The 17,368-nt window shown below is 37.7% G+C and carries 18 protein-coding genes; 4 read left to right on the forward strand and 14 right to left on the reverse strand.

The features are described 5' to 3' along the window. Positions 1 to 51 precede the first annotated feature (51 nt). Both IGJ27_RS11550 and IGJ27_RS11555 read left to right on the forward strand, forming a co-directional pair. The gene (locus tag IGJ27_RS11550) at positions 52 to 180 is read left to right on the forward strand and encodes a hypothetical protein (RefSeq protein ID WP_010720995.1); all 129 of its coding nucleotides are present in this window, start codon (positions 52 to 54) and stop codon (positions 178 to 180) included. 53 nt (positions 181 to 233) lie between these two features. Further along, positions 234 to 1,928, forward strand: a complete 1,695-nt coding sequence (locus IGJ27_RS11555; RefSeq protein WP_010720996.1) for an oleate hydratase — start codon at positions 234 to 236, stop codon at positions 1,926 to 1,928. A 127-nt stretch (positions 1,929 to 2,055) separates the two neighbouring features. On the opposite strand, the gene IGJ27_RS11560 is transcribed toward IGJ27_RS11555, so the two are convergent. Next, positions 2,056 to 2,940, reverse strand: a complete 885-nt coding sequence (locus IGJ27_RS11560; protein WP_438791706.1) for a hypothetical protein — start codon at positions 2,938 to 2,940, stop codon at positions 2,056 to 2,058. Positions 2,941 to 3,190: 250 nt separating this feature from the next. Here IGJ27_RS11560 and IGJ27_RS11565 point away from each other — a divergent pair, with 250 nt between their 5' ends. Beyond that, the gene (locus IGJ27_RS11565; RefSeq protein ID WP_161652356.1) at positions 3,191 to 4,324 is read left to right on the forward strand and encodes an alcohol dehydrogenase catalytic domain-containing protein; all 1,134 of its coding nucleotides are present in this window, start codon (positions 3,191 to 3,193) and stop codon (positions 4,322 to 4,324) included. A gap of 27 nt (positions 4,325 to 4,351) precedes the next feature. Beyond that, positions 4,352 to 4,669 carry a YrhK family protein gene (locus IGJ27_RS11570; RefSeq protein ID WP_010720999.1) on the forward strand — a complete coding sequence of 106 codons (318 nt, stop codon included), beginning with the start codon at positions 4,352 to 4,354 and terminating at the stop codon, positions 4,667 to 4,669. A gap of 293 nt (positions 4,670 to 4,962) precedes the next feature. On the opposite strand, the gene IGJ27_RS11575 is transcribed toward IGJ27_RS11570, so the two are convergent. The 13 genes from IGJ27_RS11575 to IGJ27_RS11635 form a co-directional block, all read right to left on the reverse strand. Further along, positions 4,963 to 5,430 carry a GNAT family N-acetyltransferase gene (locus IGJ27_RS11575; protein ID WP_010721000.1) on the reverse strand — a complete coding sequence of 156 codons (468 nt, stop codon included), beginning with the start codon at positions 5,428 to 5,430 and terminating at the stop codon, positions 4,963 to 4,965. Positions 5,431 to 5,703: 273 nt separating this feature from the next. Next, on the reverse strand, positions 5,704 to 6,957 hold the full coding sequence (locus IGJ27_RS11580) for a PTS sugar transporter subunit IIC (RefSeq protein WP_088745534.1): 1,254 nt from the start codon (positions 6,955 to 6,957) through the stop codon (positions 5,704 to 5,706). 34 nt (positions 6,958 to 6,991) lie between these two features. Continuing rightward, on the reverse strand, positions 6,992 to 7,309 hold the full coding sequence (locus IGJ27_RS11585) for a PTS lactose/cellobiose transporter subunit IIA (RefSeq protein WP_010721002.1): 318 nt from the start codon (positions 7,307 to 7,309) through the stop codon (positions 6,992 to 6,994). Between the two features lie 15 nt (positions 7,310 to 7,324). Next, on the reverse strand, positions 7,325 to 7,645 hold the full coding sequence (locus IGJ27_RS11590) for a PTS sugar transporter subunit IIB (RefSeq protein WP_010721003.1): 321 nt from the start codon (positions 7,643 to 7,645) through the stop codon (positions 7,325 to 7,327). Between the two features lie 280 nt (positions 7,646 to 7,925). Continuing rightward, entirely contained in the window at positions 7,926 to 8,600 is a 675-nt protein-coding gene (locus IGJ27_RS11595) for a DUF1003 domain-containing protein (protein WP_178306339.1), read from the reverse strand. Positions 8,601 to 8,653: 53 nt separating this feature from the next. Then, the gene (locus tag IGJ27_RS11600; RefSeq protein ID WP_178306338.1) at positions 8,654 to 9,646 is read right to left on the reverse strand and encodes an aldo/keto reductase; all 993 of its coding nucleotides are present in this window, start codon (positions 9,644 to 9,646) and stop codon (positions 8,654 to 8,656) included. 175 nt (positions 9,647 to 9,821) lie between these two features. Further along, a complete protein-coding gene (locus IGJ27_RS11605) occupies positions 9,822 to 10,661 on the reverse strand; it encodes a GH25 family lysozyme (RefSeq protein ID WP_178306337.1) in 840 nt (279 codons plus the stop codon). A gap of 168 nt (positions 10,662 to 10,829) precedes the next feature. Continuing rightward, positions 10,830 to 11,639 carry a peptide-methionine (S)-S-oxide reductase MsrA gene (gene msrA, locus IGJ27_RS11610; protein ID WP_178306336.1) on the reverse strand — a complete coding sequence of 270 codons (810 nt, stop codon included), beginning with the start codon at positions 11,637 to 11,639 and terminating at the stop codon, positions 10,830 to 10,832. A gap of 195 nt (positions 11,640 to 11,834) precedes the next feature. After that, on the reverse strand, positions 11,835 to 12,575 hold the full coding sequence (gene truA / locus IGJ27_RS11615; RefSeq protein WP_025480461.1) for a tRNA pseudouridine(38-40) synthase TruA: 741 nt from the start codon (positions 12,573 to 12,575) through the stop codon (positions 11,835 to 11,837). A gap of 132 nt (positions 12,576 to 12,707) precedes the next feature. After that, positions 12,708 to 13,343 (reverse strand): DUF998 domain-containing protein, encoded by a 636-nt coding sequence (locus IGJ27_RS11620; protein WP_010721009.1) that lies wholly within the window; start codon positions 13,341 to 13,343, stop codon positions 12,708 to 12,710. A gap of 186 nt (positions 13,344 to 13,529) precedes the next feature. Further along, entirely contained in the window at positions 13,530 to 14,978 is a 1,449-nt protein-coding gene (locus IGJ27_RS11625; RefSeq protein ID WP_034700486.1) for a response regulator transcription factor, read from the reverse strand. Between the two features lie 4 nt (positions 14,979 to 14,982). After that, entirely contained in the window at positions 14,983 to 16,710 is a 1,728-nt protein-coding gene (locus tag IGJ27_RS11630; RefSeq protein WP_034700488.1) for a sensor histidine kinase, read from the reverse strand. Then, a complete protein-coding gene (locus tag IGJ27_RS11635; protein WP_096709863.1) occupies positions 16,703 to 17,317 on the reverse strand; it encodes a YesL family protein in 615 nt (204 codons plus the stop codon). Before IGJ27_RS11635 ends, IGJ27_RS11630 begins: the two co-directional genes overlap by 8 nt. Between the last annotated feature and the right edge of the window lie 51 nt (positions 17,318 to 17,368).

Below are 17,368 nucleotides of genomic sequence, written 5' to 3' on the forward strand. Positions count from 1 at the left end.
TCTATCCTTTTACATAGAAGGACGAGAGAAAAAACAAAGGAGGAACATCTTATGAGTAAAAAATGGATCAAACTAGGTATTGGACTAGGCATATTAACATTGGGTGCTGTTTATCTTGGTAAAAAGACAGGCTTGTTAGAAGATGATCGTCATTTGTATGATGAATTTGAATCGATCTAGTCAAAGAAACGAATCGTCAGACTGTTCACTTGTAAAATACTGGAGGAATCACAATGAGAAAAAGTAAAGCAATAATGATTGGCGCTGGAATCGCCAATATGGCAGCTGCTGTTTATTTGATTCAAGAAGGAAACTGGCGTGGTGATCAGATTACGTTTTATTCTTTAGATGACCATGGCTCCAATGATGGTGCCCCAACGGATACCGTTGTCGATGAATATTGGAATAAAAATCATCCCTTAGAAAACAAAAAGGGCTATATCGCCCGTGGTGGACGTATGCTCAATTATCGAACATACGTGGATTTGATGGATCTCTTAAGCCGAATCCCCTCTGTCACCGAACCAGGAATGACTGCGGCTGAAGATACTAGAGATTTTGATGCAAAACACCGAACATTTGATAAAGCACGTTTGATGGAAGGCGGCAAAGGGATTATTGACGGAGGCAAACTAGGATTTAACAATAAAGATCGTTTGTTATTGACTAAGCTGATCGCCATGCCTGATTCAGAAGAAGAAAAATTAGATAATGTCACAATTGAAGAATACTTCAAAGATGATCCTCACTTCTTTGAGACAAACTTTTGGTTTATGTGGGAAACAACTTTTGCTTTTCGTACTCGTAGTTCTGCTCAAGAACTTCGTCGCTATATGCATCAAATGATTTATGAATTTACACAAATCGAACATTTGGTAGGAGTAAACCGAACTCGCTACAATCAGTATGAAAGTATCATGTTGCCATTGATCAATTATTTAAAAGACCAAGGATGTCAAATCATTTTGAACCGCCGCGTAGTCGATTGGGAATTCAAAGAAACTCCGATGCAAGATGAAATTACAGTGACTGGCTTAAAAATGATCAACACGTTAACCAATGAGGAAGAACACGTCGTGGTTGATGGTGATACGGGTGTGCTTTTCACTAACGGATCAATTACTGATTCGGCTACACTAGGTGACTACGATACACCAGCTGTTGAAAATATGGATTATGGTGCTGCTTCTAGTTTGTGGAAGAAAGCCAGTGAACGTTTCTATAATTTAGGTAACCCTGACAAATTTTTTGCCGATCGTGATGCCAGCGAATGGGTTAGTTTCACTTTAACAACTAAGGATCATTTGCTTTTAAATGAAATTACTCGGATCACGACACAAGTCCCTGGTAATGCATTGAATTCATTTATCTCCACTACACCAATCACGCCACTCGGACAAAAAGATGTCAATATGTCGATCGTCGTTCATCACCAACCACATTTTACTTCACAAAAACCAAACGAAACCGTCATTTGGGGATATTTCTTATACCCTCGACGTCGTGGAGAATTTGTGGATAAGCAATATATCAAGATGACTGGTAAAGAAATGTTAGAAGAATTGATCGGACAACTTTCTAAAGTCGATCCTGGTCCTGAAAATATTCGAACGAAGGAAACCGAGATTTTTGATAGCGTTGTGAATAATATTCCTGTGTATATGCCTTATGCTTCTGCATTATTTAATAATCGAGCAAAAAGCGACCGACCAAAAGTGATTCCTCAACACTCAACGAACTTGGCATTTACTGGAGAATTTGTCGAACAACCTTATCAAATGATCTTTACGGAACAAAGTGCCGTACGCTCTGGCGAGATCGCTGCTTTCCATTTTGCTGGTATTCCAATGTCACGTCTTGTTAAAACACCAAGATATGACAAAGATATTCCTACATTGATGCGTGCTGCTAAGAAAATGTTTGAATGATCGATGCAATAAGGTATCAACAAGGAACAACCGCAACAAAAAATGACTGTCACTTCCTAGTAACGGGAGTGACAGTCGTTTTTTAGTATTTCATCATTCAACGAATGATTTTTATTTAGCTATTATCTTAGGCTTTTTTTAAGGTACTACTTCCAGTTTTCAGCCACTTTTTACTTTGCCGTTTCTGCAGAAGCTTACTTCCCCCACCGAATAATACAGCACAAAACAAAAGAATGCCCCCAATAATCGCTGGATACATCAGTAGATCTTGCACGTAATGTGTCATTAATTGCAAAATCGCTTGTGAATGAAAAGCTATATTATGTAAAACGTCTTGTATATAAAGCAATCCTGCTAAAACAAAAAACATACTTCCAGTCGTTCCCAAAATAAACATACCGTAACGCAGGAATGAAAAGGGTGTTTTGTTAATTAACCGATATAAATAGACTAGCCAAAACGCCAATAGACCCAGACAGATGTAAAAAAGAGGTACCACTATTTTTCGAGCAGACACGATGTTTTCGATAAAAATAGTCAAGTATCGATCACCTAATGCACTTTGGAAGTGATACATGTAAATAAAGATCATTGTCTCGATTTTATTTTTCTCCTCTTTATCGATAGTCAGTTGTTTTTTTGTTGCAATTGTAGCCACAGCTTGAGCAATTTTCTCACTCACCTCATTGCTGTCTCTTAGCTCATAATTTGTTTCTTCATATGTATGTTGGATAAATGGTCGAAGGGCTTCTTCGACAAAACTTGGTGAAAGTGCCGTTGCAACGACCTCTGAAAATTCACTTTCTTCTGTGTTTTCTTTCCGAAAATTCTGAGCAGCTTCTGCGAGGATCAATTCGCTATACTTTGTTTTTTCGATTTGACCGAGTAAATACGCCTGATCAAAAAACGTCACTTGAATGATTCCTACGGAAATAATCACAAACAAAGTCACTGAACAAGCAAATGTGACCATCAGTTTTCTGATTTGTTCTCCCTTTTTTTCTTTTATCACAAATAACCTCCCTTTTGATCTATTTTTTAATCTGTTATTTACTTAACCTAAGAAATCAACATAATTTAATTATACTTCTAACTATAAAGCTTCTCAATGTAAACCAAATAATACACCAGTTATTTTAAAGTGATTTTCCCTTTACTAAAAGCGTTTCACTACTCAAAAGCCAGCTCCTCCTTTAGAATGAAATTAGCTGTTCGTTCAAAAAATGACATGTTATAGGGTTTGAAGAAAGGAGTTTTATTTCATGAAAGCTGTTACCTGGCAAGGAAACCAAAAAATGGAAATCAGAAACGTAGATGATCCAAAAATCGTGGAACCGACAGATGCTATTATTCGAATTACCGCTACTGCGATTTGCGGCTCGGATCTTCACCTCTATCATCATGGGGAGGCTGTTTTAGAAAAAGGATATGTCGTTGGTCATGAACCAATGGGGATTGTTGAAGAAGTAGGTCCTGCAGTAAAAAAACTAAAAAAGGGACAGCGGGTCGTTATTCCTTTTAATATTAGTTGTGGGCATTGTCATTTCTGTACCCATGAGATGGAAAGTCAATGTGATCGCTCAAATCCAGATCAACTTTATGGTGGTTTATTTGGCTTTGGCCGTTTAAATGGGAATCATTGGGGTGGTCAAGCTGAGTATCTTCGGGTACCGTTTGCTGATAGCACTTCGTTTATCGTACCTGACAATGATCTTGCAGACGAAAAAGTCCTTTTCTTATCTGATATCCTTCCAACTGCTTATTGGAGCGTTCAAAATGCTAACGTAAAAAAAGGCGACACTGTAGTGGTCTTAGGTTCAGGACCAGTTGGGTTGTTTGCACAAAAATTTGCCTCTATGGCAGGAGCAGAGCGAGTGATTGCTGTCGATCCGGTCCAACATCGTATTGATAAAGCCGCTCGTTACAATCATGTAGAAACTTATTTGTTAGAAGATACTCAGTCTGCTGGGAAAGAACTTTACGAATTAGCAAAAGGTGGCGCTGATGTCATCATTGATTGTGTAGGGATGGATGGCTTGGAACCAGTGAAAGAAAAAGCTAAGAATCTCGTTAGTTTGCAAAGCGGGACGATTTCACCGATCCAAATGGCTGCGCAAGCTGTCAAAAAATTTGGAACCGTACAAATCACTGGTGTTTATATGACCCCGGCTTCTTCCTACCCACTACAAGAATTTTTCATGAGAGATATCACAGTGAAGCATGGTCAGGCACCGATCGTTCATTTGATGCCTAAAATTTACGAGATGATTGCTGCGGGTCTGTTCGATCCAACCCAAATCATCACACATGCGATGCCTTTAGCTGATGCTGCCCGAGCATACGAGATTTTTGACAAAAAAGAAGATAAAAATATCAAAGTTGTTTTGAAACCTTAGCTTTGTTCACAGATAGGTGAGTGAGAGATGCCAGAAATAAAACGAAAAAGCCATGAAATAGATATTGGGAAAGAAGAAGATATCGAAATTGCTGGACAACGTTTTCGTCTTTATTTCCAGAACCGCTATACATTATTGTCTCTTGCAGTTGATTTATTAACAGGGATTTTTTATATTTTTGGAAGCGTAGCGTTGTTAACAGATATTCCAGACCGTTATAGTACCTATTGTTATCTAGTAGGAGCGATCTTTTTGACTGCACGACCTATTTTGAAAATAGTACGTAATGTCTTCATCTATGACGAGAAAAAAAAACAAAAAAAGAGTGAAAAAAAGAATGAATAAGAAAGCTTCCTAATTTTTCGGTAAAAAGACGGAACGCCTATTTAGGACAGCGAGCTCATTCATGCTTTTCCAACAAATCAACCATTCTAAATTCCAGGACTGATAGAACTTTCTATTGCTCCTGGAATTTTTTTGAAGCTAAAAAATGGTACCGTCCACTAAATAATACTCGAATAACCAATATACCAACAAAAATAGCATCAAGAAACAATTTCCGATTTTTCTTGGCATTGCTCACCAGAAACAAAAGATTACTGATCAGATAAAGAACCCTTTTGAGTAATCAACTCCGATCACGTTGTAAAAATCGCTAGTTGATATAAATAAACCGGGATCCCTTCATTATCTTGTACCGTCGTCAGATATTCCCACTCATATCTTTCATAAAAACCTGTATGGTCAGTCGCTACATAGAGCTGAGAAATCCCAAGCGCTCCCATATCCTCTCGAATAAATGATAAAATCTCTTTGGCAATTCCTTGATTACGATACTCTTTTTCAACAAACAACGCACAAACATTCGGAGTCAAATCTGGGCGATCATGAAAATCATTTGCGATGACCCCTGCTCCAGCGATAATTTTTTGTTCTGACGTCACGACTATATACCATTGAGGAACAGCGTTAGATGATTGAAGAGAATCTTCCATGCTCTCTTGGTAAAAGGAAAGCGGAAGATGCCATTTTGACGTAAACCATTGCGCTGCCTGTTCCAACCATTCAGGTCTTTCTCTGATCTTAACCAACTCATAACCTTTCATTTCGTCCTTTCACTCCCCTATACATTTGCACTATTATAGCACGCTTGTTATCGAAATGGTTTTTTTAAAACTCCAAAAAAACCGCTTTTTATGCATCCTTTTCACTAAGAAAAAAGAAAGCTATCCTTGAGCCATTTATAAAAAAAAAAACCAGTTGTCATGACCTCTGTCAGACAACTGGTTTTTTTGATCGCTCATTAAACGAAACAAGATCTTTTCACTAAAGAATAGCTACTTTTGATTGTATGTGCTGTTTCTTTCTTTTATGTGCTTTTAGCCGTTTAATGCTTCTTTTCTTTTTTCTTGAACTGTCGCTACTTTCACAAATGGTAGGTAAATCAAGACAGATAAGATTAAGTTGATAGCAGCTAAGACACCGCCAGCGATACTTTTTGTTGCTAATACCCCACCGATTACTGGTGGTGTTACCCATGGTGGCATCACCGTTGCAGCTGGAACTAGTCCGGTAGCAGTAGCAAAATAAGCAACAGATACTAAAACCATTGGGGTTAAAATAAACGGAATAAACATAATTGGGTTCAATACGATTGGTAAACCAAACATTGTTGGTTCATTGATATTGAAAACACCTGGTGCGATCGACAAGTTCGTAACAACCATATAAGGTTTATTTCTACGTCCCACTAAATAAATCGCTAGTAACAGACCTAATGTTGCCCCTGTACCACCTAAGTTGACAAAGCTATCAAAGAAAGGTTTGTTTACAATGTATGGTGCGCTATGACCAGCAGCGATCGCATTAACATTCGCTTCGATTGCTGGTGCATTGATTGTTTGCATCAAAGGGTCTACCATATTTGCTCCGTGTAATCCAAAGAACCATAAGAATGGTGTAATGAATGCTAACAACAAAGCTGAAGGATAAGAATTGGCTAGTCCCATGAATGGTTCTTGGACAATTGTATAAAACGCGCCTACGATATCATCTACACCAAATGCAGCAAAGATCGCAGCAATCAAAGCAAAGAATGAGATCGTGATCATTGCAGGTAATAATGAAGCAAAGGCTTTAGCTACAGCTGGTGGCACGCCATCAGGCATTTTGATGATTAATTTTTCATTTCCACTTAAACGAACAAAGATTTCTGTTGAAATAATCCCAACAATAATTGCAATAAATAAACCGTTTGAGCTCATGCCCAACGCTCCGCCTAATGCGAAGAATGAACCTAAAGAAATTACTCCAGCAGAAACGCCGTCTTTACGATAACCATTTGCCAAATGATAAGCAAGTAGAAAGGCGATCAAAACTGAAAGAATCGCAAATGTACCATTCCAAGCAGCTGCGCCAAATCCTTTCCAAGCTTCGCCACCAAAAATTTTATTCATTAATTCTTGGAAACCAGGAATAGGCAAGTTATTGATCATTACTGCTAACGCACCTAAAATCATCAAAGGCATACTGACCATAAATGAATCACGAATCGCTACTAAATGACGTTGAGCACCAATTTTTGATGCCACAGGTATAAAATGTTTCTCCATAAATGTAACAAATTTATCCATGTTTCTTTCCTCTTTTCTATTTCACCAGTTTACTTTAAGCATCTAAACGTCGATATAAATCAATGATTTCTTTTGCTAGATCTGTAAATGCAATCGAAGTCATCAGATGGTCTTGGCTGTGAACCGTTAATAAAGTCACTTCCATATGATTACCTTGTGCTTCTTGTGTTAACATTTCTGTTTGAGAGTGATGAGCTTGCACTAAAGATTCTTCTGCATCTTTGATTTTTGCATCAGCTAACTCAAAATCTCCTTTTTTCGCTGCAGCAATCGCTTCCATTGCATCGCTTTTTGCATTTCCGCCAAACATGATCAAACCCATGATTGCTTCAAGATTTTTTTGCTCTTGCATTGTTGGTTTCCTCCATTATTTATTGATTAATGATTCTGCTTGTTCTAATACTTTGGCACCGTTCATCATACCGTAATCTTGCATATTGATTACATCTAAAGGAATTCCTTTTGGTGCTAATTTTTCAGCAAATTGATTTTGCATAAAACGTACTTGTGGACCTAAAAGTAAAACGTCTACATTTTTTGATTCTAATTGATTGTCTGCATCTGAAGCAGATACTGCAAAGATATCAGCCTCGATTCCTTTTTCTTCTGCCGCTTTTTGCATTTTTGTTACTAATAAACTAGTACTCATTCCAGCTGAGCATACAAGCATGATTGTTTTCTTTTCCATTTTCTACACTTCCCTTTCTTGTATCTTACACTTTTATATAAAGCAATTACCGTGCCAACTTTTAAAGCGCTTTAATCCCTTGTCGTGCTAACGCTTTCAAGAGGACACTGTATAGATGCACACTTCTTTTTTCTTTGCACACTAAAATTAGTGTGCAAACGTTGATCATTTCTCTGATAACTTTATGTAGCTAATTCATGGTATCAAAAAAAATAAGCCGTAGTTTCGCAAAAATGACTCCTTTGAGCGAATCCCAGCTTATTTTCATCTGCTTGTCCTACTATTCACTTTTTGTCGTTTCTTGGAATTTTTCATTTAATTGGGTTAATAACTCAATTTGTAATTGTTGTAATTCCAGCATTTGTTGCCATTGCTGTGACATCAAATAATCGATTTTTTCATGCAACAAACTAATTTCTAACTCAGCTTTTAGGTTTGTTTGATAATCATGGTCGGCTGCTATCCGATCTCTAGTTGCTTGTCGGTTTTGACTCATCATAATGATCGGTGCTTGGATAGCAGCTAAACAAGAAAGCACTAAGTTCAAAAGAATGAACGGATATCGATCAAATGATAGACCAAAAAAATGTAACGTATTCAACAAGATCCAACTACCTAAAATCACTACAAAGAGAAAGATAAACGGCCAACTACCACCAAACTTGGCAATTGCATCTGCTGATTTTTGACCAAAAGTCGCTTTTTGATTGATCGTTGTATTTAAATTTTGACTAATGATTTGCTTATTTTTCAACTGCTCTAGCATTTCTTGATTAATTTTTTTTGTTTCATTCTGGTCTTGAATGATTTTTTCTTTTATATACTCAAAATGATAATTCATAAAGGTAATAAAAGGGATTTGGGACTCTATGGTCAGTTTCTTATTTTTTTGTAAAATAAATGAACGAATATCTGTATCAATTGTTTTCAGATGAACGTAATCTTGATGAGCCATGGCAACTCCTCCTTTACGTTATTTTTCTGAGAAAAAGGAAAAAACAGCTTTCGTTAGTGTCCTAAGATTTGTTCAATTTTCTGTTCTTCTTCAGGTGAGAAGGAAAGATTATCCATCATCCGAACACTTTCTTCTAATTGACTAAGTCGACTAGCGCCTACAAGCACACTGGTCACTGACTCTTGTCGTAGATTCCATGCTAAAGCCATTTGTGCTAACGTCTGTCCACGCAAATCAGCTAAATCCTGTAATTGCTTGATCTTACCCAATGTAGGTGTCACTTGATCTTCTGATAGAAAAGGAATTTCTTTACGATGGGCTCGAGAATCTTCTGGAATCCCATGTAAATAGCGTTTAGTTAATAACCCTTGCGCTAAAGGACTAAAAGTAATAGCTCCCAGACCGGCCTCTTCTAAAACAGGTGCTAAATCTTCTTCTAATAACTCTCTTGAAAACATATTGTAACGCATTTGGTGGATAATAAATGGAGCGTTCATTTCACGTAAGATAGCAGACATTTTCTTCGTGTCTTCCCCGTTGTAGTTGGAGATCCCAATATACAGTGTTTTCCCTTGACGAACTAATTGCATAAGCGCTTCTGCCGTTTCTTCCAAAGGTGTATCTGGATCAGGACGATGATGATAAAAGATATCTACGTAATCTAACCCCATCCGTTTGAGGCTTTGATCACAACTAGCAATGATCGATTTACGGGAACCCCATTCTCCATAAGGCCCTTCCCACATGTGATAACCTGCTTTGGTTGAAATAATCATTTCATCACGATACGTTTGAAAATCTTCTTTAAAGATCCGACCAAAGTTTTTCTCTGCTGCTCCTGCTGGACCACCATAGTTATTGGCTAAATCAAAATGTGTGATCCCCATATCAAAGGCGCCACGTAAAATTTCCCGTTGATTACTTATAGGATCATAATCACCAAAGTTTTGCCATAATCCTAAAGACAGCAAAGGCAATCTCAACCCAGATTTTCCAGTTTTTCGATACGTCATTTTTTCATATCGCTGCTGATTTGCTACATACATTTTTTATCCTCCTCTTAACCAAGTATACGCTTTCAAAAATGTGACTCGTCACTTCTTTTTCCTAGTATGCGTACGTGTATTTCGTTTTTGATAACTATCGTTCTATGTGCATTATACGCTTATCGTTTGCGAATTACTAACAAAAATCCTCTTTAGCCTCAATCATCACCATGGATCATTTGGTAAATATCCCTAGGTAATCGGTGTTGATATCGAATTGTTTTTCGGTAAATTCTGGAAAGTATAAATCACTTGCCCATTGCCAAGCAGCTTTTTCTATATGTAAAAGTTCGTTTTCTGAAGGATTCTGAGGCCATTGTGCTACCCAGCAATTCTCTTTTCCTAAGACATCCAAGTCTAAAGTTCCATTCGTAAACCATGAAAGATTGGAATAATGAACCACCTGGGAAAAACCAGCTGCTTGAATGGCCTGACTAAACACTTGCGCATTTTCAGTCACTCTTGCTAGATTCATTTGAGGATTTTCACTATCGTTCACAACTACAGTAGAATAAGGTAAATTTAATTCTTTTAGATAGGCTAATAAATAGTAGGCTTCTTTTTCGGTGTCTTCTGCATAATTAAACCAAGCATAATGATAGACACTCACTTTCAACCCCGCCTGGATAGCATTCGCAACTTGTTCAGGGGCCAGTGGGTTCCTATAAGAATCCCCTTCTGTTAACTTAACTACTACACCTGTGATCCCATAGTTTTTCATTGTTTCATATGCTTCGACAGATAAATAACCATTATGTGAGGAAACATCAATAAAATCTTTTGGCGGTCTACTATTTTCAGAAGCAGAAATGCCTGACCCCGAATCCAACAAATTTACTCGATTATTACGTTGTTTTGCCACCACATTGTCTAGTAAATGCTGTTTGCTTTCAGTGATAATTGTTTGGGTGCTTTCTGATTTTTCATAAGTATGGACCACAAAAAATGTTGAAAATATTGAAAATACTGAAAATACAAAAAGAACACTAAAAACCAATAAACGCCTTTTCTTCATCATAGGTACCTTCTTTCTTTTATTTGAGAGAGGTTTCTCAAATAAGTGTACCACTTAATCAACAGCGCTTACTTAAAAGTATTATTAGATTTTAATCGTTATTAAATCTTCTAGCAATTTTAAGGGAATGACTGGTTTTTACAGAACATCTTCTACTTACACGATTACTTATTCGTCTTCCCCAGACCATTTTTTCTTTGCCCGCTTAAAAAATAAAAATTGTTGATGAGACTTCTTGATCTTCTTATAACGTTTTTGTTGTTTTTTGTAAAATTGTTGATGATAATTTTCAGCAGGCCAAAAAGTTGTTGCTGGCTTGATCTGTGTGACGATTGGTTCCGCAAACTGATGCGAAGCAATCACTTGTTGCTTGGATTTTTCTGCTAGTATTTTTTGTTCTTCATTTTCTACAAAAATGATAGAGCGGTATTGATTCCCACGATCCTGAAACTGTCCAAAGGCATCTGTTGGATCGGTGACTTGCCAAAAAATCGCTAATAGTTCTTCATAGTTTATCATTCGCCGATCAAAAATAATCTCCACTGCTTCCACATGCCCAGTCGTGCCACTGCTAACTTGGTCATAGTTAGGATGTTCGACCTCCCCGCCAGTATATCCGGACAACACGGAAATAATCCCTTGCCGTGTTTCAAACGGTTCGACTAAGCACCAGAAACAGCCCCCGGCAAAGACGGCTTTTTCTTGATATCGTTCATCGGTGATCTGGTGTTTCGCAAAGTCGTAAGACACTTGTCCCATCGGATCATGGGTGATCTTCAAATAAAAGTCCATGACGTCAGGCGTCAAATTCCCCCGAAGTGCTAGCGGTCGTAAAGAGACTTCAATCATTTCAAGGATTTCTTTTCTTTGTTTTCTTTCCCCTACTTGGTTTTTCGCTTGGATCAACAATGTCCGCTCCCATTCACGGGTATTAGGGTTTAAAATGAGATTGTATAATTCTGCTAGCTCTTGCTCCATCACTTTTCCCCTCACTTCTTGGTCAAATATGTAAATTCGTCCTGAATGTATCACGAAACTAGCGAAATTGCGAATAGACCGCTTAGAGGAGTCGTGGGAGAGAGTAGGCTACTCAAAAAAACTGAGACAGCCATTCTTTTGCCTGCTATAGGCAATCAAACGACTCTCTCAGTTTGTTCTATTTGATATGAATGTTTATTGGTAATACACTTCGTCTAAAAATAAACCATGTGCCGGCACGGTTTCTCCTGCCTGTTGTCTTACTTTATTCTCAAAAATATCATCAATCGCCGAAACAGGTAACTTTCCTGTACCGATCTCCAAGAGTGTACCCATCAAGATCCGAACCATCTTATACAAAAAGCCATTGCCCACAAAGGTAAAGTGCAACATGCCGCCTTCTTGTTCGATTGAGAGTTCATGGATCGTACGAACTGTTGATTTTTTTGATTTTTTCAAGGCAGAAAACCCGATAAAATCATGACTTCCCATTAGTTTTTGACAAGCTTCATTCATTTTTTCCAGGTCTAGTTCTTGCGGAAAATAGAAACTATGATTTCGTTCAAAAACAGTTGGAATGGGATTATTCCACACATAATAGCTATATTTTTTCCCTGTCGCATTGTATCGAGCATGAAAGCGTTCAGGCATTTCTTCCACTTTCTTGATCACGATATCTCTTGGTAAATAGCGGTTGAGAAAAGTTAGCATTTCATTGCGACTCATTTGAGAAGTCGTTTTAAAGTTTGCCACTTGTCCTCTGGCATGTGTCCCAGAATCCGTGCGCCCCGATCCAATGATCTCAATTTTTTCTCCAGTCATCTGTGAGATGATTGCTTCGATTTTGCCTTGGATCGTTTTATCGTCATCTCCCAGACGTTGCCAGCCTGAGTAACGTTTCCCATCATATTCGATCGTTAATTTGATATTTCTCATGTCTTTCATTAGACTCCCCTACGATATACATTTGCACATCACGATGTGCGGTCAAGGTTTAGTCTGACACATTTGTCCTGTGGTTTCAATCAGTTTTACTAATTTCCAGCATTTAGTTAGGGCTACAGTCCGCTATGCCCTAATGTGTAAGATACTTAACCACACAATTGGTAAATAATTAAAGAAGAAACTGATCCGTTGACAAAAACCTAACTGATTCAAAACCGGCAATTGATTTAATCCGGGAATACGTGCTGCGCCATAAATTCCTGCAAAAACCAAGCTGGCAACTAGTAAAATAAAAAACGATTGAGTTAATTGCGCATCGCCCATTTTGCGATACAATAAGAAAACAAATAAAGGGAACAAAATAAATCCACCATACCCAATCCCTGAACCAAGATTGTGGATCCAAGTCGAAAAATTCCAAGAAGTTTCGTTCGTGTCCACACTAAATAACCCGGTAAAAATACAATCTGTAACACCATATAGACCGATGGCAGCTGTCACTAATAAAGCAAGTGGTTTTGAAGTAGTAACAAAAGCTTGATATAACGCTGGCATTGCCAAAACATACAAGCAGCCAGATATGACCGACCAAATCAAAAATGCTTTTCGTACGGGACTACCAACATCCCCAAAAAGACTGATCACAGCAGTCATTTGATTAAGTTTGGGATAAAAAATCCCTAAAACATACGGCGTCAGAAAATCACTTACTACTCCTGACAATAAAAAATAAAATCCATATTTACGTAAAAAATCCATCCTGCATCCTCTTTTCACCAACCAGAAAAAAGAAAGTTTCATGCTCGCTTTCTTTCAAAATTCTAAACATCATCTAGAAAAATTGTACCGAATTATACTAATTTAAACAAGCTTCAAGACATGCGGCACCTTGGATTTACTTGATGAGGGTGATGAGCACTTCCCCCTGAACCACAGTAGCTGATTTTATACAATCATTCCATTTTTTTCACGATATTCTTTTGGTGACTTGCCGACGATTTTTTTGAACAACTTTGAAAAATAGGTTGTGTTGTTGTAGCCGATCTCACTAGAAATTTCATTGATATTTTGATTGCTATGCAGCAGCAACCATTTCGCTTGTTCCATTCTGAGATGATTTAAATAAGTTGAAAAACTTTTTTTCGTTTCTTTTTTGAATAATTGCCCCAAATACATCACATTCAAATGTAGGCTTTCTGAAACTTCTTTCAAGGTTAAAGGTTCTCGGTAGTGTTCGTGTAAGATCGTCATCACTCGTTCGACATTCTCGCTATATCGGACTTGTTTTTGCTGCTCCTTGATCAAAGATAGTAAGAGTTGATGCAGTTCTTGGACTGTTTTTGCTTGATTGATCTGTTGAATCCCTTTTAAATATTCATCGTCTTCTAGCCGAATCAATTCCCGGTGGATATCCATAAACAACAAAAAACTAAAATGACGGATATCATCCGGTGTCATCACAGCAGTTTGGAATTGGTCAAAAAATTGAGTAATCATTTGTTGGGCACTAGCCAATTGCCCGCTTTTCAACACACGATTAAACGAAGAAAAATCAATTGCCTGTTCTTTCGCTGCTTCTTGTTCGGCAAAAAAGATATGTTGGTCTTTTTCGCCGTAAAATTGATGCAGTTGTAAATTATCTTTGGCATGTTGATAACTCTCAGGGATTTTATCAGGATCTGCTGTTTCATCTCCAATACTGATCAACCAGTTTTCTTCCATACTCTTCTCTTGAATGAAGCGGCAAAATGCAGAAACTGACGCTTCTTCCAGCAACAAAGTAAAGCGTTCCATGTCTCCAAAGTTTCGTTGATAATAAAAAAGTTCTTGGTGGTTTTTCAGCCACTGATTCACTGATTTCCCGACGGATCTAGACACTTGAGCGAGTAAAACTCTTCGTTGTTTCCCTCCGACTTTTTCTAAAATCTCTTCTTCACTCACTTCATCTAATTCTTCATTGAGCCACTGACTAAAAAGGACTTCTTGATAGATTTCTTGCTGGTTTTTCTGTTCAATTTGATGATCTAATTGCTGCTTCACTTTGGTTAAACTAGCAATCAGTTCGGTTTTATTAACTGGCTTCATCAAGTAATTGATGGCCCCTAATTGCATCCCACTTTTTAAATAATCAAATTCCTGATAACCAGAAAGAATCATAAATTCAAACGCATGATGTTCCTTTTGAGCCGCCTCGATAAATTCTAAACCATTCATTTCGGGCATCGTGACATCTGTTATAACTAAATCAATGGATTGATTTTCTAAAACAGACAATCCTTGCATCGCGTTTTCTGCCGTTGCGACTACCTGAAATCCCAAACTTGCCCAATCAACAATTTTTTGCAACCCTGCCAAGATCATATATTCATCGTCGACTAATAACACTCGATACATGTTCCTACCCCTTTTCTTTAAATGTAATAGTGACAGACAATCCTCCTTCTTGATTGGTACTTAGCTTCATCTGATAACTATGTCCAAAACTAGCACGCAAACGTTCATTCACATTTTGCAATCCAATCGATTGGTACAATTCGACTTTAGGATGCGCCAATCTTGATTCGATCTCTGCCAAGCGTTCCGGTGTGATCCCTTTGCCGTTATCCTTCACAATAATCTGGACTCGTTGCCCTTCACGAAACACTTTCACACTTAAGGCATTATCAAAACGTGTAAAATCGACCCCATGTTTAAAATAATTTTCGATCAATGGTTGAATCACAAACTTCGGTACTTCGATACTTGCTAATGATGGATCAATGGAAAAATGATAGGCGATCCGGTTGGGGTAACGCATCTGATATAAATAGACATATTTTTCGCAAAAGTCCAGTTCTTCCTTTAAACTGATCGTCTTTTCTTGATTAGTATTGTTTCGCAACAAGGCCGAAAAAGCATACACCACATCTGCCAATTCTTCGCTGCCTTCACTTAACGCATACATCCGAATATACTCTAACGTGTTATAGAGAAAATGAGGATTGATTTGTGCTTGTAATGCACGCATGTGGGCATCTTGCTGTTTGATTTCCAATTTATAGATATCTTCAACATATTGGTTGATGCTATCCAACATCTCATTGATCCCTATAGAAAGGTCTTTTAATTCATATTCCGTTTGGGTGGTATCGATCCGCGTCTCCAAATTCCCTTTGGCCGTTTCATTCATTGCATCCATCACGAGATCTACTTGTTGCGAATAGCGCTTGAAGGTTTGGTATAAAAAGAATAGCAGACTGACATCTAATAGAAATACACCGAAAATCAATGGTGCTAAATCTTGGATAACCGCTCGTCTAACCATCGAACGATCTAAAGTAGCCAATATCCGGTAATCATCGGGTAACTGTTGGTACTGGATGAAATTATTTTTTTCAAGGTTTATCAGTGGCAAAGTGGAATTTTCTTGAAGGCTGGTTGTAATCAATTGTTCTTGGGTTGCTAGTTTATCCTTTGTCATTCCTTGATCATGGAATGTGTATAAACGGTTGGTGGTACCAGAGATCATATACAATGATAAGCCGCTAAAGGTATTCAAACTCTTTAATGCCGCATCCAATTCCGCTTTTTCAAAACCGACGAACATGCTCCCGACTTCGCTTCCACCTTGCGTGATCGACATTTTGATATAAAACGCATCTGTCAATTTAGGCGTACCACTTTTAATCACCCCACCTTTATTTGCTCTAGAAGATTCCAGATACTCAGGCAATTGACTGAAAACAACATAGACGGAGCTGACTTCCTCATAGCTGACATAAATATCTCTCATTAGATAAGGAAAAGAGACAAAATCGGTCGTTTTTTGTTGTTGATCATAAGCGTACATCAAATATTCATTGATTGGTTTTGTCAGATAAGTAGTCGCATTCTCGATTTTATCAGAGTTCCCCAACAATTGGTCTTTAATGATTTTACTTAGTGTCGTTTTATCGTTCAGTGTACGACTGGTACTTTGTAACGCCTCACTTGTCGTTCGCTTGGCTTGCTCTTGCGTTTGTACCCACGTATGAACACTAATGATAGCAGTCGCCACCGTTGTTAATAAAATCAGGACGAGCGCATATTTTCGGAAAAGACGATTCAGAAGTGTTCCTTGTGAAAATAAAATACGCCATTTATTCATAGCTTTCTAACTGCATATCCAGTTTTTCCCGCCATTGTTTGGTTACCAGCCCATTCCAAACAGTCAATAAGCCAATCACACCAAAGAGAATCAGTCCTTTATAATTCCAAGTTAGCCAAAAAATAATGCCTCCGCCAATCAACAATTTCAAAAAGGTCGAAAAACTGGAAAAGCCTGAAACAAAACTTAACTTAAGTAGGTTAGGAATCGAAATTTCGTATTCACTATCTAAAATCAAGCTATACTGATAAGTGGAGTAAATATAAAGTAAACTAAAAATCAGGATAAAATCAGTAATCAAAAAAAGGATTCCTTGAATTTGAACAGATAAGTATAAATTATAGCCAAGCAAAAATGTCCCCGCTAAAAATAAACCAAACAACACATTCCCACGGGCAAATGTTTGTTTAAATGTTTCCCACCCTCGCTTAAACGTAATCTCTTTATATTCAAAACCATAAAGATAAAACAATTCGTTGACTGTTTTATAAGCAGGTCCAATCCCTAATACGATGGCTCCCATCAGTGTATAGATCCAAAAATAAAAAGTTAATTTCATGACCACCCACACTCTGATAAATAATGTTTCTAGTGCTTTACCTAACATGCGATTCCCTCCATAAAAAACATTGTATTCCCTTTCATTATACAAGAGTAG

Source organism: Enterococcus sp. DIV1726a, from assembly GCF_051710985.1.
Taxonomy (GTDB): Bacteria; Bacillota; Bacilli; order Lactobacillales; family Enterococcaceae; genus Enterococcus_B; species Enterococcus_B hirae.